This is a genomic window from Paraburkholderia sp. BL18I3N2 (genome assembly GCF_003001875.1).
Classification (GTDB): Bacteria; Pseudomonadota; Gammaproteobacteria; order Burkholderiales; family Burkholderiaceae; genus Paraburkholderia; species Paraburkholderia phytofirmans.
On the sequence record NZ_PVNC01000003.1, the window covers coordinates 498,027 to 518,354 of the forward strand.

Below are 20,328 nucleotides of genomic sequence, written 5' to 3' on the forward strand. Positions count from 1 at the left end.
GCGTTCCTTTTTTCGGTGTGACCTTCAATCCAGCGCCAGCCGGCCGGCCAGCGCGGTCAGCGTCTCCGCGCAGGGCGCCGTGACTTTCAGCGACAGCAGCGGATCGGCGCGCGTGCGCCCGAGATTGATCGCGACGACCGGCTTGCCCTGCTTCTGCGCCCACACGCAAAAACGGTAGCCGGAGTAGACCATCAGCGACGAGCCGACCACCAGCACGGCGTCCGCCGCGTCGAGCGCGTGCGAAGCCGCCTCCACACGCTCCTTCGGCACGCTTTCGCCGAAAAACACCACCGCGGGTTTCAACAAGCCGCCGCAGTTCGAGCACGACGGAATGCGGAACCCGCCAAGATCGTGCCACTCGAGATGCGCGTCGCCATCGGCGGCGGTTTCGGCGGTCACGTCGACAAGCGCGGGATTGTCCGCTTCAAGCGTCTGCTGGATCGACGCGCGCGAGTGCTGCATACCGCAGTCCAGACATGTCACACCGTCTATGCCGCCATGCAGTTCGATCACCTCGCGGCTGCCCGCGCGCTGATGCAGGCCGTCGACATTCTGCGTTACCAGCGTCGGCACGTGGCCGGCTGCTTCGAGCCGCGCCAGCGCGGTGTGCGCGGCGTTGGGCCGCGCGTGCGCCACCACCGGCCAGCCGACCATGCTGCGCGCCCAGTAGCGCTGGCGCATGGCGAGCGTGCCGAGAAACTCCTGCACCGTGATGGGCGGCGAGCGCTTCCATTCACCGTTGTCGTCCCGATAGCCGGGAATGCCGGAGTCGGTGCTGATGCCCGCGCCGGTCAGCACGAACAGCCGCGGATAACGCTGCACGAAGCGATGCAGGTCGTCCAGCGTGTTTGAGTCGTTCAGGGGTTCGAGAGGCGCGGGCTGAAGGTCGGTCATGACGGGCATGGTGAAGGGCTGCGGCGGTCGCGAGGCAACATCCCGAACGCCGTTCAACGGTGCGAACGCGGCTTGGGCTGCCGCGTTGCCGTCCGCTTTGCCGTCTTGAACTGCGCCTGCCGCGCTTGCCACTCGGCCAGCGCGGCTCGATAGCGTTCGAGCGCCTCGTCGTAGAGATCGAACACACACGGATTGCAGCCGCTATGACAACAGTCGTCGAGATCGGGCTGCACGGGCGGCAGCGGCTGCGGGTCGTCCTTCGGTGTAGCTCGGGGCACGGCAAATCGCGTTCCATCAAGGCGGGAAGCGAACAGTATAAGTTGATCCCGCGCCGCCTGCTGTTCGCGCGAGACCGTCAGCCCCGGCCCACGTACGGCATCTTGCTCGCCATGATCGTCATGAACTGCACGTTCGCCGATAGCGGCAGTTCAGCCATGTACAGCACCGCGTCCGCTACGTGCTGAACGTCCATCAGCGGCTCGACCGCGATCTCGCCGTTCGCCTGCGGCACGCCGCGCGCCATGCGTTCGGCCATTTCCGTCGCGGCATTGCCGATGTCGATCTGCCCGCACACGATGTCGTATTTGCGCCCGTCGAGCGACACGGCTTTCGTGAGTCCGGTGATAGCGTGCTTGGTCGCGGTATAGGCAATGCTGCTCGGCCGCGGCGCATGGGCCGAGATGGAACCGTTATTGATGATGCGGCCGCCGCGCGGATTCTGCGTTTTCATCAGACCGAAGGCCGCGCGCGTGCACAGAAATACGCCGGTGAGATTGGTGTCGACCACCGAGCGCCATTCGTCGATATCCAGTTCGTCGATATCGACGGGCGAACCGTTGCGGCCCGCGTTGTTGAACAGCACGTCGAGCCGGCCGCGGCGCGCACGGATCGTCTCGAACAACGCGGTGACGCTATCGGCGTTCGTGACGTCGCACGCCACCGCGAGCGCGTCGCCGCCGAGCTGCTGCGCTTCTCGAACGACGGCGTCGAGCGGCGCCTGACGACGGCCGGCCAGCACGACGCTATAACCGTGTTCCAGCAGCTTGAGCGCGCATGCGCGGCCGATCCCGCTGCCCGCGCCCGTTACCAGCGCGACCTTCTTGATTCCCGTATCCGTCACGTCACGTCTCCTCGTAGTTCAGTTGATGCAGGGTGCAGAGAGTCTGCACGCGAAGTGCGCCATCGCGGGCCGTCGCGGCCGCCATGTCTTTCGGCGCGCTTTCATTATTTGCCATTCCTGCCCGCGCAAGCGTCGCGGCGCGCATCAATGGTATCGTTTGCCGTTGCGCGCCACGCGCGATTCAAGCCCTTCCCAAGAAGGAGGAAGGAAGACAGGAAGCACGCTTTATGAAACAACTCTCCACGCCGCCGCATGGCGTCCCGGACGCGCCGTCACGCCGCTGGCCGCAAACCGGCTATCCCGCGATGCTCACCGCCACCGCTGCATGGCACGTAATCGTGCTGGCAGGATGGCTGATTGCGCCCGCCGCATGGCCCTGGTGGCTCGCCGCGATATTTGTGAATCACGCCATTTTCACCGTGGCCGGCCTGTTGCCGCGCACTTCGCTGCTCGGTCCGAACTGGACCCGCCTGCCAGCCCATGCGCGCAACGCCGACGCGATCGCGCTGACCATCGACGACGGTCCCGATCCGGCCGTCACGCCGCAAGTGCTGGACCTGCTTGACGCCTTCGGCGTGCGCGCCACGTTCTTCTGCATCGGCGCGATGGCGCAGCGATATCCGGAACTCGCTCGCGACATCGTCGCGCGCGGGCATGCGCTCGAAAACCATTCGCAGGTTCACGTCCACACGTTTTCCGTGACGTTGCCGGGCGCCCTCACGCGCGAAATCGACGCGGCGCAATGCACGCTCGAAGCCCTAAGCGGCGAGCGGCCGATGTTCTTCCGCGCGCCGGCTGGGCTGCGCAACATCTTTCTCGAACCGGTCTTGCGCAAGCTCGATCTGCGGCTCGCGGCATGGACGCGGCGCGGCTACGACACGCGCGAGCGCGATCCTCAAGTGGTCGCGCGGCGACTGCTCGACGGCCTCGCGCCACGCGACATTCTGCTGCTGCACGACGGCAACGCCGCCCTTACGGCCGAGGGCAAGCCGTTGATCCTAGCCGTGCTGCCGCGCGTGATCGACGCGGCGCGGCGACGGCATCTGCGTTTCGTGACGCTGCGCGAAGCGCGCGTGGACAACTGAAGCACATAGACAAGGACGTGCGCAGGTCACTTGGATCATGCGCGTTGCAAGATCACGCGGCTCGCGCGCGGCTCAATGCTGAGCCAAGCGCGGAGCGAAGCGCGAGCACCGCCACTACATGCGGAAATCCGCCGCCATGTCTTCATCCGTGCGCGCCTCGAGCTGGCCGCTGCGGCACGCCTTCAGGAACACGTCGTAATCGCGCTCCACCTGATCCGCGTAGGCCGCCGCATAGCCTGCGAGCGCTTCCGCGAACTGGTCGCCGCGGCCGATATACGCGCTGACTTCGACGGCCTGCCCGCTCGCCTTGGCATGCGCGCGCGCCATGACCCAGCCGCATAACCGCGCATAGCCTTCCAGCAGATCGACGTCGAACAGGTCGATGTTCGCCGACAGCTTCATGTCGCGCAGCTGCCGGAGATAGAATTGCCGACCGAGCGGCCCCGTCGCCCAGCCGAGAAAAATATCGCTCGCGGCCTGCAGCATGCGCTGTCCCTGCACGACGCGTTCGCCCTCGTGCTTGTTGGCTGGCGACTTGTAGAACCGCGCGATCACCGAAGGCCGCGCTTCCTTCATCTGCAGGAACAGCGGCTTACCCATGTGATCGGCCATCAGCACCACCATGCAGCGCGTGCCGACGCTGCCCACGCCCACCACTTTGAACACGGTATCCTGCACGGTGAAATGACTGAGCAGTTCGCGCCGGTCATGCGACATCGTCTTCAGATACTCGCCCCACATACGATCGAGCATCTTGCGCGAGCTCCCGGTTCTGAACGCTTCGGTCTCCTCCTCGGTGAACAGCGTGTTGGCGCCGAGCACATGGAACAGCGCCGGTGGCGCGTCGCGAATCGTCCAGTGCTCGCCGTCGCGCTCCGCCATTTTCTCGAGCAGGTTTTCGTGCGTCCGGCTCGCAGCCTTTTCCATGCCGCGCCGCACGGCGCGGCGGCCTTCAGGCGTCAGCGCGGTCTCCGCCATGCGGTCGAAGGTGATGCGGTCGTACCAGAGTTCGAGCGCGCCGCATTGCGCATACTGCGACATGCGATCGCGGTATTCGGTGACCGCCGTCATCACGAGATTTTCCGCCGCGCCCCGGCTCAGGCGCATATGGCGCGCAGCGACGACGAGGCTCGCGGTCAAACGCTTCAGGTCCCACTCGAACGGCCCGACCGACACCTCGTCGAAGTCGCTCAGATCGAAGACGAGTTGCCGCTCGGGCGTGGCGAAACCACCGAAATTCATCAGATGGCCATCGCCGCAGATCGGCATGGTCAGGCCGGAGTCGCGCACCTGGCTGAGGTCGTGCGCCTGCAGGATGGCGGTGCCGCGAAAAAACGTGAACGGCGAGACGGCCATGCGCCCATAGCGCAGCGGCACCAGGTTGTGCACCCGATCCTCGCTGCTTTGCTTGAGCAACTCGATCGGGTTGCGATGTAGTTCGCCTACCGCCTTATGGCTCGAACGTTTCGAATGCTCGCGAGCGGCACGGCCCCGGGCCTCCCGTTCGGCGATGGTGCTGGCTTTCATGCTCTTCTCCGTTTTCCAGATCTTGAATGGCGGTTCGAGAGACTGCTTCTTCCGGCACGACGACAGCCGGCGACAGACGCATGAGCCCTCACCACCGATAGCCCACGCCGCCGAAAATCACATCCGAGTCGCGATCATAACGGGTCACGACGCGGTTCCATGCGAGCCGCGCGTCCCAGTGGCCGGTGACGCGATACGCGCCCGCGATCGTGATGAGACCGGAGAACGTCCCGGCGCCGGGCCCGGGCGACTCGCTGTGTTCGTTCTCGTTGATTGCGTAGTAGGCGCCGAAGCCGACCGCCAGCGAAACCTTGTCGTCGAGGAACGCGCGGGTGGCCCACAACTGGCTCGTCAGGCCGTCGCGGCGCGCCACCTTGGTGCTGCCTTCGTGAAGATAGCCGACCGTCACGTCGAGATACTTCGCGAGGCCGCGCCGATACTCGATCGCGCCACCCACCGCGTTCGGTGAGCTCGGCGAATTGACGATGGTTTTGCCGAGATACAGCGCCACCTCGTTATTGGTGACTTTGTGCGCGCTGCCGCTCGCCCAGTCGCGCGGACCGGGCGAACCCGGCGCGTCGAGCTGATAGCCGACGCCGACCATCACGCCGGCCGAATCCGGTCCGCGCTGAACGTGCACGCGGTTCAACTGGAGCTGCGTGATCCACCGGTTCGACGCGTAGTACGCGGCACGCACGCTGTACACCACGCCCCAACCGTGCGTGTTGGAATAACTGCCGCCCTGCTCGGGGGTGGTCGTATCGAAGTAGCGATATGGGCCGACGCCTGCTTGCAGGACGAACTGCGGGTTGCCGACGGGAATACGCGCCCACAACTGGATCATCTGGCCGTCGCGATGATGATCGGGAATGTGCCCTTCGTTGAGCCACGTGAAGCTCGCCGCGAAATATTGCCCAAGGCCTTCCTGATAGTTGAAGGCCCACGTATAGGTGTTAATACTGCTCGCGCGCGAGCCGCCGCCGAATAGCGAAAATTCCTGAGCGTGAGCGAGGGTGGAAATGAACAGCAGGCCGAGTCCCGTAACGCAGGCCGCCGCCTTGGGAACCAGACAGCGTCGGGCAGCAGATGTCAGAGTCCGCATGCGGGATTCTTCTCCGGTTGAGTCGCTAGCGCTGCCAGTGTTCATGATCGACGGACATTCGTGACGCGGCAAGGCGTCACACGGGATGTCGCCGGTTCAGTCTGGCCGTCATGCTAGCAGACCCAATCGGTAAAAAGGTTACGTATCCGTTTTGCATCAGCGGCATATTGGCTCAGGTTTTTACGGGCTCGGCGAATACAAGTTGTAATTGCAACGATCGCAAAACGCGGACAAAGTTACCGGCACCTATTCAAAAACTAACCGATTAGTGAATTTTCTGGTGTTTCATCCGGGCTGGCACTTCAGCTACAGCGAATCCAGCCGTTTACCCATACATGCAAAAAATTTTGTGACGCACCAGAAAAGTCCTTGAAACAGGACCTGTTCTGATCGACCGTGCGCCGCGCAGGATAATCGGAGAGAGTATGTTTGTTGCAATCGGGTGGCTTCTGGTGATCGGTTCCGTGATCGGTAGTTTTGTCGGCGTGGGTGGGCATCTGCCGGCGCTCCTTCAGCCGTTCGAACTACTCTGTATTTTCGGTGCGGCAATCGGCGCATTTGTCGTGAGCAATCCGACTTCCACGCTGAAGAAAACCATCAAGGCGATTCCGTCATGCTTCAAAGGCGGCGGCTACACCAAGGAAAAATACCTGGAGCTGATCGCCCTGCTTTATGAACTGCTTCAGAAGGCGCGCAAGGAAGGCATGATGTCGCTCGAAGCCGACGTCGGCGCGCCGGAAGAAAGCGTGATCTTCCAGAAGTATTCGCACGTGCTGGAGGACCGTCATCTGCTCGACTTCATCGTCGACTATTTGCGCATGATGTCCGGCGGCAATGTGAACGTACTCGAAGTGCAGGACCTGATGGATGAGGAACTGGCCACGCATCACGCGGAAGCGTCGGTCGCGGCGAACGCGATTCAGAAAATGGCCGACGGCCTGCCCGCCTTCGGTATCGTCGCCGCGGTCATGGGCGTCGTGCACACCATGGGTTCGGTCGGCGCACCGCCCGCCGTGCTCGGCGAGATGATCGCGGGCGCGCTGGTGGGCACCTTCCTCGGCATTCTGCTCGCGTACGGCTTCATCGGCCCGGTCGCCGATCTGCTCAATGCGAAAGGCCGCGCCGAGGCCAAGCCCTACCAGTGCGTGAAAGCGGTGCTGCTCGCGTCGCTCTCCGGCTATGCGCCGCCGATCGCTGTCGAGTTCGGCCGCAAGGTGCTGTTCACCGCCGACCGTCCGAGCTTCCAGGAACTCGACGACGCCGTGCGCGCCACCAAGATGCCGAAGTCGGCCTGACGCGGAGCGCCATGATGAGCGAAAGAAGATCGCGCGCCTCGCGTGAGGAGCAGGCACCCGCGCCGGTGATCGTGCGCCGGTCGAGAAAAGGCGGCGACCACGGCGCCCATCATGGCGGCGCATGGAAGATCGCCTACGCCGATTTCGTCACCGCGATGATGGCGTTCTTCCTGCTGATGTGGCTGCTCGGCTCCACGTCGAAGTTCGACAAGCAGGGCATCGAGGATTATTTCAACACGCCCCTGTCGAGCCTGCTCGGCGGCAACGAAGGCACGGCCGCCGCGCGTCCGAGCGTGGTGCAAGGCGGCGGCCGCGACATCTCCGATACGCGGCCCGCGGTCGGCAAGAAAAGCCAGAGCGAACCGACACCGCCCGCCGTGAACACGCCGTCGGTGGCGCCGTCCGATGCCGCGCGTCTCGAACAATTGAAGGCGAAGCTCACCGTGCTGATCGAGCAAAGCCCCACGTTGAAGGCGTTCAAGGAACAGATCCGCATTTCGATCACGAACGAAGGGCTGCGTATCGAGATCGTCGATTCGCAGAATCGGCCCATGTTCCCTTCCGGCAGTTCGAAGCTTCAGCCGTATGCGGTGACGATCCTCACGCAGATCGGCGCGGCGCTGAACGATGTCGACAACCGCGTTTCGATTGCCGGCCATACGGATGCCGTGCCGTACACCGCGGGCCCGGAAGGTTATTCGAACTGGGAGCTGTCGTCGGAACGCGCGGACGCCGCGCGCCGCTCGCTGGTCGCCGGCGGCATGCATGGCGAAAAGCTGCTACAGGTGCGCGGACTGGCCGACGTATTGCCGCTGAACAGCCATGTCGCCGACGAGCCGACCAATCGGCGCATCAGCATTCTCGTATTGAACAAGGCCGCCGAACTCGCCTTCTTTCACGACGGCGGACGCACCTCGATCGACGAAGCCACGCCGGCAAGTTCGGCCATTCCTGCCGTGGTCGGACACTTGCAGCCGGTGACCGGTGCGCATAGCACGCCGTAGCATTTTTCGGCCGCGTGTCTGACAGATTTGGCGGGTGCGCTCGATAACGCACATTGCAAGGCACCCGCGTGTATAAAATCGAACCCATGCGCCCTGCCCTTTCCGAGCAACGGGAGCCCGAACTTCCGCTGCATACGCCCAGTGTATCGTCGGTGACACTTGCCGCGATCATCGCCGTCATTGCGTGGATTTCGATCTTCGCGCAAGCCGAGGTCACGATCGATCGCACGCTCGCCCGCGGGCTCACCGTGTTCGACGGCCTCGCCCGCATGAGCAGTTACCTCACCAATCTCACGGCGCTCGCCTGCGCGATCTGTTTTACCTGCGTGGCCTTGCGTAGGCACAGATCGACGCCCGCGCGATTTTTCCGGCAGCCTACCGTCGTCACCGCCGTGGTGGTGTACATGGCATTCGTGGGGATCGCCTACAACCTGCTGTTGCGAGGTTACTGGACGCCCACGGCGTTCCGGATGCTGCTCAACGAATCGCTCCACAGCATCTTGCCCATGCTCTCCGCGCTCTACTGGGTGTTGTTCGTGCCGCGCTTTCATCTCAAGCTGCGGCATTGTCTGTGGTGGCTGGTATATCCGCTGACCTACCTCGGCGTGACGTTCTGGCGCGGGCGTTTGTCGGATTTCTACCCCTATCCGTTCATCAATGTCGAAAGGCTCGGGTTCACGCACGCCATGGTGAATTCGGCGTTGCTGTTCAGTGGCTTCCTTCTGTTGATGGCCCTGTTCGTAGGAATCAATTCCCGGCGGCGGCACTGAAACAGCGCCGGCCTGGCGCCCCTGTTTTTGCCCGGTTCCTCAGGCGCGCTTCTTGCGCGCGGTCTGGTGGACGTAAGTCGCGCTTTCAGCGCGGCGTGCGCGACACCTTGGTGTGGCAGCGTTGCGATCGCAATGGCTCACACGTAAATTTGACAATGGGAGCAAAAACGTATGGACACCAATTCGGCAGCTAACTCAGCGGAAGGCACGGTCAAGGAAGTCGCGGGCAAGGTTCAGGGCGCCGTCGGCGACGTGCTGGGCGATACCGGCACACAACTGGCCGGCAAGGCGAAAGAGCTGAGCGGCAAAGCCCAGCAACTGGCCGCGAACACGACGAGTCTCGTGCGTGAGACGACGGCGGAAAGCCCGTTCACCGCGATCGCGGTTGTCGCGCTCGCCGGTTTCGTGGCCGGCGCGCTGTGGGCGCACGGCGCGGCGGGACGCGATTATCGCCGTTAATTTTCGACGCGGTTGACCACCGGGCGATCTGCTTCAGGCGATCGCCCGTTTCGCGTTTATGCGCCGCCGTTTGCGCGCTATCGCTTATCCATCCCTTTATGCGCCGCTTTTCTTACGGGGCGCCGCGCCCATCTCCAATTCGACCCACGTGGGTGCATGATCGCTCGCGTGCGGCTCGCCACGAACCCAGCGGTCGACGCCCGCATCGCGCAAGCGCGGCGCGAGGTCGGCGCTCAGCAGCAGATGGTCGATGCGCAAGCCTGAGTTCGTCTCCCAATGCCGGCGGAAATAATCCCAGAAGGTGTAGACGCGTTCGTCACCGAAATGCGTTCGCAGCGCGTCGGTCCAACCTTGCGCGAGCAGCCGCCGGTAGCGCTCGCGGCTCTCGGGTTGCAGCAGCGCATCCTTCAGCCACGAGCGCGGGTTGTAGATGTCTTCGTCGGTGGGCACCACGTTGAAGTCGCCGGCCAGCACGACCGGATGAGCGCTCTTGTATAGCTTCGCCGCGTGCTCGATGAAATGGTCGAACCACGCCAGTTTGTAGTCGAACTTGGGGCCCGGTTGCGGATTGCCGTTCGGCAGATAAAGGCACGCCACCAGCACGCCGCCGACCGCTGCTTCGAGGTAGCGGCTGTGCGTGTCGTCCTCGAAACCGGGCAAACCACGGCGGCTCTCCAGCGGTGCTTCGCCCTTCGACAGGATCGCCACCCCGTTCCATGCGCTCTGCCCTTGCCAGATCGCGCCGTAGCCCGCGTCGCGCAGTTGCTCGACGGGAAACGCGCTGTCCACCGCCTTGAGTTCCTGCAAACAAACGATGTCGGGCGACTCGCGTTCGAGCCATTGCAGCAGCGCCGGCAGGCGCGAGCGGATTCCGTTGATGTTGAAGGTCGCGATTCGAAGCCTGGCCACGGCATGTCCTCCTGCACTGCGTGCTATTGCGCCGCCGCGTCGCACCACTCCATCGCCCAGGACTTCGCGCATGAAATTGCATCGGCCTGGTCGGAAAAGGCGTCGATGTCGCCGGAATCGTGCGACTGCACGTGCTCGTTTTTGCGCGGCACGCGAGTGATCTTCGCTCTCGCGTAGTAGAGGCCGTCATCATCATGGCGGGCGCGGCAATCGATATGGAAATGCCGGTAGTCGAACTGCATTCGCTCTCCTTTGAACGCGCTTCACTTCAACAGCCGTAGCATCGCTTATACCCGGACAACTGTGCTCACTGCACGGCGGCTCACGCACGCCGGCTCGCGTGCGTGATAGCCGCCGTTGTGAGCGCGGCGTGTGCAGTTCGCGCGACTCAGTTCGGCACGTTCACGGCGCCGTTGGTCACGGTGATCGCGTTGATGCCCGGACTGGCCGCGATCGCGGGCAGATTGGCGGTGGTCAGCGCGGGCGCGGCGCCGGCCGTGCCGCCACGCGGCACCGTGTGAATCACCTGCGACGGCGGCAGCGGCGTACCGCTCTTCAGATGACTCCACATCAGATTGAGCGCCTGAATATTGTAGTAATGCAGCGGCACGAAGCGCGTATCGAAGCCGGCCACGCCGAGGAACGCATCGAAATGCTGGGCGTTCGTCACTTCGTAGAACGAGAGCTTGCTCGCGCCACCTTCGCTCAGTTGATTCAGGCCGAGATACGGCCGCGATGCGTGGTTGATCGGCACCAGCGCATCCGCGCGGCCCTGCACGATGATCGCGGGCTTGCCATGCAGATTCGCGTTCACGCGGATGGCCTCGACGCTGTTGGCCAGCGTGCCGTTCGTCCACAGCGTACGCAGGCAGGAGGCGCCCACGTAACTGCCGTCGGGGGTCGCCAGCCGGTGGTCCGCTGCTCCGCCGCCCGAGTTGAAGACGAGGTTGATGCCGTTGGTCGGCGGCACCCCGTTGCCGCTGCCGAACACCGTGAGCATCGGCGACACGGCCGGTGTTACGCCCGCTGTTCCCGTCGCGCTCGTCGGGCCGAAGCTGAAGTCGCAAAGGTTAGCGGTGACGCTCGCTTTCGCGTACGCATCCGCGTAAGTCACTGCAACGGCCGGCACCGCTTGCGAGTCCCACATCGGCGCTTGCAGCAGATCGGAATCGGTCTGGTAGCCGTTCTGATGCAGCAGCGCGAGCGCGTTGATCGCCTGGGTCGTCACGTCCCCGCCCGCGATCACGCCGGCCCTTGCCAGCGACGCGCATCGTGCGGTGCGAATCGCCGTGGTCGTGGCGAGCGGCAGCGCCGTCAGATACGGCGCGCCGGCCGCGGCGGGCGCGAGCGCCGCGCACGGTTGCAGCTGGTTGGCGAGCGTCATGTAGTCGGCGAGCGGCTTGCCGAATGCGCCGACGGGCACGCCGCCCTGAGCCACCGACACCTGCGCGGGCAAGCGCAAATTGATCTGCGGCTCACCGACGACGACTGCGGTGATCCAACCGGACGTGTCCTGTTCCGCCGCCGCGAGCGACGCACCACCGCCATTACTCACCGAAGCCGCGATAGTCGTGATGCTGCCGCCCGCGTAACGCACGGTGCGGGTCGAACCGTCGAGTGCGCCGTACGAATCGTTGAGCGCCCAATACGCGAACTGGATCGCCTCCAACGTATCGTTGCCCCAATCCTTCTCGGGATTCTGCTGCGAGTGCGCATGCTTGAACGCGTAGCGATTCGGAAACTGACTGTTGTAAGTCGCGAGATCGGTGTTGCCGAGGTTGGCCGTGAAGAGGCTGGCCTTGCCCGCGGCGGTGGCATCCTGCAAGGTGCCGTCGATCAGTGTGACGCGATTGGTCGACAGTTCATGCGCACCGTTGCCACTGCCTTTATCGGTGTACGCCACCGCGCAGCCGCGCTTGAGCCCCCACTCGCCGGCCGCCGAAATCGCGCCGTAGACGCCGCGCGAACCGGATGACGTCGCCGTGACAATGCACGGCTGATCAGGATTGAAGCTCGCCGGTATCTGCACCAGCATGGTCACGTTCTGCGTGCCGCTGCCGTCGTCGGCGTATGCAAGATATTCCTTGCCGGCGATCTTGCCTTCGCCGAGCGTGTCGTTGCCGTTCAGATCGACGTTCGGCCCCCAGAAGCGTCCATAGCCGCCGTTCGCCGTCATGTCGACGAGCGCGCGATAGTTCGACCAGATGGCGAGGCGCCGGAGTTCGGCGGCGGTAGGTTGCGCGGCGTTGGCAATGGCCGGCGCCGTGGCCGACCCAAGGCCGGTTTTGCCGAGGCCAGCGGTAAGCAGATCGTCGGTATTGCCGTCGTAGGCCTGGGTTTTCACCGATGAGGCGGTAATGAAACTCGGTAGCGTGTTCGCTTGCGGCGGCGAACTAACGTCATTGCCGCCGTGGCAGGCAGTCAGCACGACTGACAAGGCCAACATGATCGCCAGGGTTCGCACCACCGGCACCGGCCGTTGCGCGGGCTCGACTCTGAAAGTGGACTTCATGTTTTTCGTCTCCGATATTTGCTAATACCGTTGTGAATGCAACGGCACCCAAATTGCTGCGCGCGGTCCAATGGATCGCGACGCTTCGGATACCGACGCATCGCTAGCCTGCATTGACCTTTCAATGGAGTCAATAGAACGTCATGTCCTCGCATAACGAAAGTCAGGATCCGGGCGACGTCCCAGCCGCCATCCCAACAAAACCTTCACGCCGCCGCTTTCTTCAATCTGCTGCCGCTGCCGCCACGGTCGGGGCTGCGCCGCATCTGCGCGCGCAAACCCAAACCCCCACCGCGCCGCCGGCTCAGGTTCGGCAAGCCGTGCCGCCGCGTCCGGTCACGCTGACCGTGAATGGCCGCGCATACACGCTGCAACTCGAACCGCGCGTGACCTTGCTCGATGCATTGCGGGAATACGCGGGCCTGATGGGCACGAAGAAAGGCTGCGATCGCGGTCAGTGCGGCGCATGCACGGTGCTCGCCGATGGCCGCCGCATCAACTCATGCCTGACGCTCGCCGTGATGCACGAAGGCGAGAACATCACGACGGTTGAAGGGCTTGCCACCAACGGCTCACTGAGTCCGATGCAGCGCGCCTTCATTGAACACGATGCCTTTCAATGCGGTTACTGTACGCCCGGGCAGTTGTGTTCCGCGACTGCCCTTCTGAACGAATTCCGCAACGGCACCGCGAGCACCGTCACGGCCGATGTCCGCAGCCGCCCCGCCCAACTCTCCGACGACGAAATCCGCGAGCGCATGAGCGGCAACATCTGCCGCTGCGGCGCCTACGCGAATATCGTGGCCGCCGTACGCGCGGTGCACGAAGGCGGCGGACCGGTCAGCGGCAACAACAACCCGAACGCCTGACGGAGCGAACGCATGGATGCGATCTCTTATGAACGCGCCGGCGATGTCGCCGGCGCAGTGCGAGCGGGGCAGCAACCGGGGGCGGTGTTTATCGGCGGCGGCACCAATCTGCTCGATCTGATGAAGGGCGGCGTAGCGCGGCCGATGCGGCTGATCGATATCACGCATATCAGCGGACTCGATACGGTCACGACGCTGCCTGACGGCGGCATCCGGCTCGGCGCGCTGGTGCGCAATAGCGATGCGGCCAACCACGCGCTGGTGCGCGAGCAATACCCGTTGCTCTCGCAAGCATTTCTGGCGGGCGCGTCGTCGCAACTGCGCAATATGGCGACGGTCGGCGGCAATCTGCTGCAACGCACGCGTTGCGGCTATTTCTACGATACTGCCTTCACGCAGTGCAACAAGCGCTCGCCGGGCAGCGGCTGCGCGGCGCTCGAGGGCCACAATCGCACTCATGCGATTCTCGGCGCGAGTCCGCAATGCATCGCCGTGAATCCGTCGGATATGAGCGTGGCGCTTGCCGCACTCGATGGCGCGGTGCGCGTGAGCGGGCCAGCCGGCGAGCGGACCATTGCGTTCGCCGACTTTCACCGGCTTCCCGGTGACCGGCCCGATGTCGATACCACGTTGCAACCCGGCGAACTGATCACCGCCGTCGATTTGCCGCCGCCGCTCTTCAGCGCGAACTCCCATTATCTGAAAGTGCGTGACCGCGCCAGTTACGCATTCGCGCTGGTCTCGGTTGCCGCCGCCTTGCAGATGGACGGCGGCCGCGTGAAGACCGCGCGCATCGCGTTGGGCGGTGTCGCGCATAAACCGTGGCGCGCGAGCGTCGCGGAACAGATGCTCAACGGTCAGCCGCTCACGCAAGCGACACTGAGCAACGCCGCTGCGGCCGCGTTACGCGAAGCGCGGCCGCAGCACGAGAATCGTTTCAAGGTGCAGCTCGCGCAACGCGCGATCGTGCGCGCCGTGAACCAGGCCGCCGGCCGCGCGGGAGGTGTCGCATGAATCTGATCGGTCAAGCCGTCGACCGCACCGACGGTCTGCTGAAAGTCACCGGCGAAGCGCGCTATGCCGCCGAATTTCCGGAAGCGCGTCTCGCGCATGCGGTGCTCGTCACCAGCACGATTGCGAGCGGCACCATCGCCTCGATCGATGCGAGCCGCTCGCAGTCACTGCCCGGCGTGCTGCTCGTGATGACGTATCAGAACGCGCCGCGTCTGCCGAACGGCGGCAAGCCCGCGTTGGCGCCGCCGGCCGGACGCCGCCTGTCGCTGCTGCAGGACAATCGGATTCACTACAGCAACGAACCGGTCGCCGTGGTGGTGGCCGACACGCTCGAACACGCCATCGACGCCGCGCGTCAATTACGCATTACGTATCAGAGCAGCGCCGCGACCGTGGACTTCACGCGAGCCAAGCCGAACGCGCATGCGCCGGACAAACCGCAAGGCCGGCAGACCGACACGCAACGCGGCAGCTTCGACGACGGTCTGCAAAGCGGCGCAGTGCACGTGGACGCGACGTACACCACGCCGATCGAACATCACAATCCGATGGAGCCGCACGCCACGATGGCGCGCTGGGACGGTCCGCAACTCACGCTCTACGATTCGACGCAGGGTGTCAGCGGCGCGGCGCAGGCGATCGCGAAGACGTTCGGCATGTCACCGTCGGACGTGCGCGTCATTTCGCCGTTCCTGGGCGGCGGTTTCGGTTGCAAGGGGTCGTCGTGGTCGCACGTGTCATTGTGCGCGATGGCGGCGAAGCAGACCGGCCGCCCCGTGCGGCTCGTACTCGAACGGCCGCAGATGTTCGGGCCGGTCGGCGCGCGACCGCGCACCGAACAGCACTTCGTGCTCGCCGCCCGCCACGACGGCACGCTGACCGCGATGCGCCACGACAGCATCTCGAACACCTCGGTGATCGAAGATTGGACGGAGACCTGCTGCATGGTCACGCGCATGCTGTATGCGGTGCCGAACCAGGTCACCACGCACCGCCTCGTGCCGCTCAATCTCGGCACGCCGACCTTCACGCGCGCGCCGGGCGAAACGACCGGTTCGTTCGCGCTCGAATCGGCCATGGACGAACTCGCCGCGGCCTTGAAGATGGACCCGCTCGCGCTGCGTATCAAGAATTACGCCGAGGCCGACCCGCAGGAAAACAAGCCGTGGTCGGGCAAGTCCCTGCGCGAGTGTTATCAGATCGGCGCCGGGAAATTCGGCTGGTCGCGGCGCACGTCCGCGCCTCGCTCGATGCGCAACGGCGGCACGCTGATCGGCATGGGCATGGCGACCGCGACCTATCCGGCCAATCGCAGCGAGGCCAGCGCCATCGCGCGGATTTTGCCGGACGGCACCGCGGTGGTCGCTTCCGGCACGCAGGATCTCGGCACCGGCACCTACACCGTGATGACTCAAGTGGCCGCCGACGCGCTCGGCTTCGCGCCGGAAAACATTCACTTCGCGCTCGGCGATTCGTCGTTGCCCAGAGCGCCGGGGTCGGGCGGCTCGCAATCGGCGGCGAGCGTCTCGCCGGCCGTGCGCGACGCGGCGAACCAGGCGCGCAGCCAGCTGATCGCGCTGGCGCTCGCCGATCAGGCTTCACCCGTGCACGGTATCGCGCTGGACGACATCACCGTGGAAAACGGCTGGGTGATGAGCCGCTCGCAACCGGGCAAGCGCGATCCGGCGGCGGCGATCATCGCGCGCTCGGGCGGCAAGCCGATAGAGGCGAGTGCGACCGTCAAGCCTGGCGACGAAAAGCAGAAGTACTCGTTTCACTCGTTCGGCGCGGTGTTCGCGGAGGTGCATGTCGATGCCGATCTCGGCACGATTCGCGTGGCGCGCGTGGTCGGCGTGTACGACGTGGGGCGCGTGCTCAACCAGAAGACGGCGCGCAGCCAGTTGATGGGCGGCATTGTCTGGGGCATCGGGGCGGCGCTGCAGGAAGAGACTTCGCTCGATACGCGCTACGGCCGCTTCACCAATGCGAATCTCGCCGAGTATCACGTGCCGGTGAATGCCGATATCGGCTCGCTCGACATTACCTTTATTGACCGGCCGGATCCGTATATCAACTCGCTCGGGGTGCGAGGTATCGGCGAAATCGGCATTACCGGCGTGCCGGCGGCGATCGCGAACGCTGTCTATCACGCCACCGGCGTGCGCGTGCGCGATCTGCCCGTCGCGCTCGATAAGATGATGGGCGCGATGCAGGTTTGATGAGGGCGCTTTTGCGGTCGCGGCGCGCATTGAAGGCGGCAAGCGCCGCGCATTTATATTGGCGCTTGCCTGTGGCCGCGTTGCATCGCACAATCGACCTCATCCCTTCTACCGGTGCCCGCCCATGGCCTACGCCTCGCTCGCCACTGGCGTGTTGCTCGCTGCAGGCTTCGGTTCGCGCTTCGACCCGGACGGCCTGCACAATAAACTGCTGGCACGCATGCCCGACGGCACGCCGGTGGCACATGAAGCCGCGCATCGGCTGCTGCGGGTCGTCACTCAGGTGGTGGCCGTGGTGCGGCCGGGTTCGGAAGCGCTCGCGCGACTGCTCAACGACGCCGGCTGCGACGTGGTGTTCGCGGCCGAAGCCGAACGCGGCATGGGTGCTAGCCTCGCCGCCGGCGTCGAGGCTAGCGCGGAGGCCGAAGGCTGGATCGTCGCGCTCGCCGACATGCCGCGCATCGCCACCACCACGATCGAAGAGGTGGCGCGCGCGCTAGATAGTGGAGCTTCGCTGGTCGCGCCGTTTTACCGGGGGCAGCGCGGGCATCCGGTCGGCTTCGGCATCGAGCACCGCGACGCGCTGCTGGCGCTCGACGGCGATACCGGCGCCAGATCCTTGTTCATGTCGCAGCAGGTGACGCGGCTCGACGTCGACGATGCGGGTATTTTGCGCGACGTTGATACGCCTGAAGATTTGCGCGAGCTGTAGGCCGGTCGATTGCGCGAAGGTCGAAGCGCGGGACGCGCGTGGCGATGAAGTGAGCTACGCGACCGACGATCTGACGGGCAGCGGGCCGCGTGAAATCCCGACTTATCGGTTAGGTAACTCGAACACAAGGCAGGTCGTCGTGGCATGGGCGTAAAGCGTGCCGTCGGGGCCGACCAGACGCGCTTCCGCGGTCGCCAGTTGACGGCCGCAGTGGATCACTTTGCCTTCGGCGCGGACACGCTGCAGGCGCGGTGTCACCGCTTTCACGTAGTTCACGCTCAGTTCGGCGGTCGTATAGCCACGCCCAGGCGGCATCATCGTGTGCACGGAGCAGCCAAGCGCGGAGTCGAGCAGCGTCGCCATCCAGCCGCCGTGAACTGTGCCCAGCGGATTCAGATGCTGGGCGAGTGGCGTGCCCTGGAACACCGCGTGTCCCGCAGCGACTTCCATGAGGGTGAAGTCGAGCGTCTTTGCGATCGCGGCGTAGGGCAATTCGCCCGCGACGATCGCTTGCAATACTTCCAGTCCCGACTTGCCCGCAATCTGCTCCGGACTCGCCAGACCGGGTCCCGGCCCGGCATTGATTTTGGCAAGCACGTCCCGTTCTTCTGCAATCCAGCGTTCAAGGGTTGGTTCTTCGTTAGCCAATGCAGGTGTCCCCGGTGAATGAAAAGAGAGTGAGGCCGCCAATTACATCATCAATCGGCGACGGATGCTGCTTGCTTTATCGGGCGTAAGGCTGTGGGCGCCGCTTTGGCGAACGTTGGAAGGTTTGGTTTGCAGAAGGTCGATCGGCCAATGGCCGCTATCGGGCATGGTTCGATCATGAAGCGCCATTGGCCGTGACCTGGTTTCAGTGGAGGTATCCCGCTCACGAATTTCGTTTCCCTGCGGTGACACGCTTGATCTGGACCGACATTCAGGCGCATACTGTATATCCATACAGTATTTTCAGTCCGCACGGATTCATGCGCTTAGCTACGCAGAGCCGCGGCGCGTCCGCATGAAACGCATTTCTATCGAACCGTCTTTTGCCGCCTGGCGCCATGCGGCGCGGGAACTGCTGCGGCAAGGGGTCGAGCCGGAGCGGATCGAGTGGGTTGAATGCGATTCGTGCGATTCGGCCAGCTCGGATAGCGGCAACGCAAGCGCTCAACCAGGTTCCGCCACCGCTCCGGCCGCTCCCACGCCCGCCATTCCTCGTGAACTGCTCGCCTGGCTGAAAACGGCGGCCTGCTATTACGCGCCGGACCGCTGGTCCCTGCTTTATCGCATCCTGTGGCGTTGGACACACGGCGAACGCCACGTTCTCGATCCACAAGACGCCGACGGCGCGTTGCTCGATCAGCGCATCCAGTCGGTCGAGCATGAAACCAGTGATCTGGTGGCGCTCACCCTCTTCAGGCGACGCGATCCGTCCATGGGACCGCCGGAATTCGTCGGCTGGTACGAGCCGCATCATGATCTGCTGGCGCAGGCCGCCGAGCGTTTTGCCGAGCGCATGGGCGATTCAACGTGGATGCTGGCGACGCCGCAAGGCGCGGTGTTCTGGAACGGCATGTTGCTGCAAATCAGCCGGCCGGCAACGGAAGAAAACGGGCACGTCACACACGCTTTGCCGGCCGGTGAGTTGAACGAGCCAGCCACGCCATCATTACCGCCAGGCCAACGGAACGGGCCGACCACGCCAGCATTGCCGTCGAGCCAGCGGAACGGGCCGACCACGCCGACATTACCGCCGAGCCAGCGGAACGGGCCGACCACGCCAGCATTGCCGCCGAGCCAGCGGAAGGAGTCAACCACTCCGACATTGCCCTCCGCCGCCATGGCCGGCGAAGCCACGACCAGTGAACCCACCGAGGCGCTCTGGCTCGCCTACTACGCCAGCGTATTCAATGGCGCGCCGGCGCCCGTGCCGCTGCGTTACTGGAAATCGCCCCCCGCTGGTCCGCCGCTGCCAGCGCAACTCGCGCGCGAACGGAGCCGTCTCGGCGCGCAGAGTGGCACTGTCACCGTTCCGGCAATGCCGCCGCTCGAATATTCAGCGATGACGCCACCGCTGCGCGAGCCCACCGGCCCGCTGCCCACCTGCCGACGCTGCGCGTTGTGGCGCAACGCGAAGCAGGCCGTCGCGGGCGCCGGTCCGGCTCGGGCCGCGCTCATGGTAGTCGGCGAACAACCCGGCGAGCATGAGAACCAGCACGGCGTGCCATTCGTGGGCCCCGCCGGTCAACTACTCGACACGGTGCTCGCCCGCGCCGGCCTCGAACGCTCGGCGCTCTATCTGACCTATGCCGTCAAGCATTACAAGTGGGAAACGCTGGAACAGCAACGCGTGCACCGCACGCCCGCGCGGCGCGAGGTCGAGGCTTGCCAGTATTGGCTGGACCACGAGCTCGCGCAGGTCGCGCCGCGCGTGGTCGTTACGCTCGGCGCGACGGCGCTGAAGGCGTTGACGGGCGCGCACGTCAATCTGTCCGAATATCTCGGGCAGACCATCGATCACGGCGGCCGGCTGATCGTGCCAACGTGGCATCCGTCATATGCGCTGAAAATGGCCGATGGACGGTTGCGCGAGGATATTGTCACGGGCATGGTGGCAGCGTTCAGGCACGCGGCGGGGTTGGTGGCGGAAAGGGCGTAGCTTTTTTGCCTCGAATACCAAACGCTCGCCCGTTGAGATAATCCGCCCAACCGCTCACATGTGACTCCTTATGACGCTTTATCGCTCACATGTGCACGACTCACCCGAGTGGGGGCGCCGCTCAAAGGAAGCATCGCCCAGTCGCGCCAAGCGTTCCCACACGGGAGAGTCCCGCTAGCGTTTCTTGCGTGCG

Annotated in this window: 20 protein-coding genes; 10 read left to right on the top strand and 10 right to left on the bottom strand. The window is 64.6% G+C overall.

Translation table 11 applies throughout. The annotated features are described in order from the left end of the window. Positions 1-24: 24 nt before the first annotated feature. The 4 genes from B0G75_RS11955 to B0G75_RS40595 form a co-directional block, all read right to left on the bottom strand. On the bottom strand, positions 25-894 hold the full coding sequence (locus tag B0G75_RS11955) for an NAD-dependent protein deacetylase (RefSeq protein ID WP_106304971.1): 870 nt from the start codon (positions 892-894) through the stop codon (positions 25-27). A 53-nt stretch (positions 895-947) separates the two neighbouring features. Continuing rightward, positions 948-1,172 carry an oxidoreductase-like domain-containing protein gene (locus B0G75_RS11960; RefSeq protein ID WP_106304974.1) on the bottom strand — a complete coding sequence of 75 codons (225 nt, stop codon included), beginning with the start codon at positions 1,170-1,172 and terminating at the stop codon, positions 948-950. 77 nt (positions 1,173-1,249) lie between these two features. Next, on the bottom strand, positions 1,250-2,014 hold the full coding sequence (locus B0G75_RS11965) for an SDR family oxidoreductase (protein WP_106304977.1): 765 nt from the start codon (positions 2,012-2,014) through the stop codon (positions 1,250-1,252). 1 nt (position 2,015) lies between these two features. Continuing rightward, on the bottom strand, positions 2,016-2,159 hold the full coding sequence (locus tag B0G75_RS40595) for a hypothetical protein (RefSeq protein WP_181309231.1): 144 nt from the start codon (positions 2,157-2,159) through the stop codon (positions 2,016-2,018). An 82-nt stretch (positions 2,160-2,241) separates the two neighbouring features. Between B0G75_RS40595 and B0G75_RS11970 the strand changes: the two genes are divergently transcribed. Continuing rightward, positions 2,242-3,099, top strand: coding sequence for a polysaccharide deacetylase family protein (locus B0G75_RS11970; protein ID WP_106304979.1), 858 nt, complete (start codon positions 2,242-2,244; stop codon positions 3,097-3,099). Positions 3,100-3,213: 114 nt separating this feature from the next. Here B0G75_RS11970 and B0G75_RS11975 read toward each other — a convergent pair whose 3' ends face one another. Together B0G75_RS11975 and B0G75_RS11980 are read right to left on the bottom strand one after the other, a co-directional pair. Next, on the bottom strand, positions 3,214-4,626 hold the full coding sequence (locus B0G75_RS11975; protein ID WP_106304982.1) for a DUF2252 domain-containing protein: 1,413 nt from the start codon (positions 4,624-4,626) through the stop codon (positions 3,214-3,216). Between the two features lie 88 nt (positions 4,627-4,714). Continuing rightward, positions 4,715-5,728, bottom strand: a complete 1,014-nt coding sequence (locus tag B0G75_RS11980; protein ID WP_106304985.1) for a hypothetical protein — start codon at positions 5,726-5,728, stop codon at positions 4,715-4,717. Between the two features lie 425 nt (positions 5,729-6,153). Between B0G75_RS11980 and motA the strand changes: the two genes are divergently transcribed. From motA to B0G75_RS12000, 4 genes are all read left to right on the top strand, one after another. Further along, complete coding sequence (gene motA, locus B0G75_RS11985; protein ID WP_106304988.1) at positions 6,154-7,023, top strand: flagellar motor stator protein MotA; 870 nt, start codon at positions 6,154-6,156, stop codon at positions 7,021-7,023. 14 nt (positions 7,024-7,037) lie between these two features. Beyond that, positions 7,038-8,027, top strand: a complete 990-nt coding sequence (gene motB, locus B0G75_RS11990) for a flagellar motor protein MotB (RefSeq protein WP_106305657.1) — start codon at positions 7,038-7,040, stop codon at positions 8,025-8,027. Between the two features lie 86 nt (positions 8,028-8,113). After that, positions 8,114-8,797: a Pr6Pr family membrane protein gene (locus B0G75_RS11995; protein WP_106305661.1), complete on the top strand. Its 684-nt coding sequence runs from the start codon at positions 8,114-8,116 to the stop codon at positions 8,795-8,797. Positions 8,798-8,968: 171 nt separating this feature from the next. After that, on the top strand, positions 8,969-9,256 hold the full coding sequence (locus B0G75_RS12000) for a CsbD family protein (protein WP_106304991.1): 288 nt from the start codon (positions 8,969-8,971) through the stop codon (positions 9,254-9,256). Between the two features lie 96 nt (positions 9,257-9,352). Here the strand turns inward: B0G75_RS12000 and B0G75_RS12005 are convergent, their stop codons facing one another. The 3 genes from B0G75_RS12005 to B0G75_RS12015 all read right to left on the bottom strand — a co-directional run bounded on the left by B0G75_RS12005 (position 9,353) and on the right by B0G75_RS12015 (position 12,677). Beyond that, positions 9,353-10,165, bottom strand: coding sequence for an exodeoxyribonuclease III (locus B0G75_RS12005; protein ID WP_106304994.1), 813 nt, complete (start codon positions 10,163-10,165; stop codon positions 9,353-9,355). Between the two features lie 23 nt (positions 10,166-10,188). After that, positions 10,189-10,407 carry a hypothetical protein gene (locus tag B0G75_RS12010; protein WP_106304997.1) on the bottom strand — a complete coding sequence of 73 codons (219 nt, stop codon included), beginning with the start codon at positions 10,405-10,407 and terminating at the stop codon, positions 10,189-10,191. A gap of 146 nt (positions 10,408-10,553) precedes the next feature. Next, positions 10,554-12,677 (bottom strand): D-(-)-3-hydroxybutyrate oligomer hydrolase, encoded by a 2,124-nt coding sequence (locus B0G75_RS12015; protein WP_106305000.1) that lies wholly within the window; start codon positions 12,675-12,677, stop codon positions 10,554-10,556. Between the two features lie 143 nt (positions 12,678-12,820). Between B0G75_RS12015 and B0G75_RS12020 the strand changes: the two genes are divergently transcribed. The 4 genes from B0G75_RS12020 (at position 12,821) to B0G75_RS12035 (ending at position 17,491) form a co-directional block, all read left to right on the top strand. Beyond that, positions 12,821-13,546, top strand: coding sequence for a 2Fe-2S iron-sulfur cluster-binding protein (locus tag B0G75_RS12020; protein WP_106305003.1), 726 nt, complete (start codon positions 12,821-12,823; stop codon positions 13,544-13,546). A gap of 12 nt (positions 13,547-13,558) precedes the next feature. After that, on the top strand, positions 13,559-14,560 hold the full coding sequence (locus tag B0G75_RS12025) for a xanthine dehydrogenase family protein subunit M (RefSeq protein WP_106305006.1): 1,002 nt from the start codon (positions 13,559-13,561) through the stop codon (positions 14,558-14,560). Beyond that, complete coding sequence (locus B0G75_RS12030; protein WP_106305009.1) at positions 14,557-16,779, top strand: xanthine dehydrogenase family protein molybdopterin-binding subunit; 2,223 nt, start codon at positions 14,557-14,559, stop codon at positions 16,777-16,779. Before B0G75_RS12025 ends, B0G75_RS12030 begins: the two co-directional genes overlap by 4 nt. 124 nt (positions 16,780-16,903) lie before the next feature. Continuing rightward, the gene (locus B0G75_RS12035) at positions 16,904-17,491 is read left to right on the top strand and encodes an NTP transferase domain-containing protein (protein WP_106305012.1); all 588 of its coding nucleotides are present in this window, start codon (positions 16,904-16,906) and stop codon (positions 17,489-17,491) included. Between the two features lie 102 nt (positions 17,492-17,593). Here the strand turns inward: B0G75_RS12035 and B0G75_RS12040 are convergent, their stop codons facing one another. Next, positions 17,594-18,139, bottom strand: coding sequence for a PaaI family thioesterase (locus B0G75_RS12040; protein WP_106305015.1), 546 nt, complete (start codon positions 18,137-18,139; stop codon positions 17,594-17,596). Between the two features lie 355 nt (positions 18,140-18,494). On the opposite strand from B0G75_RS12040, the gene B0G75_RS12045 reads away from it, so the two are divergent. Then, positions 18,495-20,135, top strand: coding sequence for a UdgX family uracil-DNA binding protein (locus B0G75_RS12045; protein ID WP_106305018.1), 1,641 nt, complete (start codon positions 18,495-18,497; stop codon positions 20,133-20,135). Positions 20,136-20,328 lie beyond the last annotated feature (193 nt).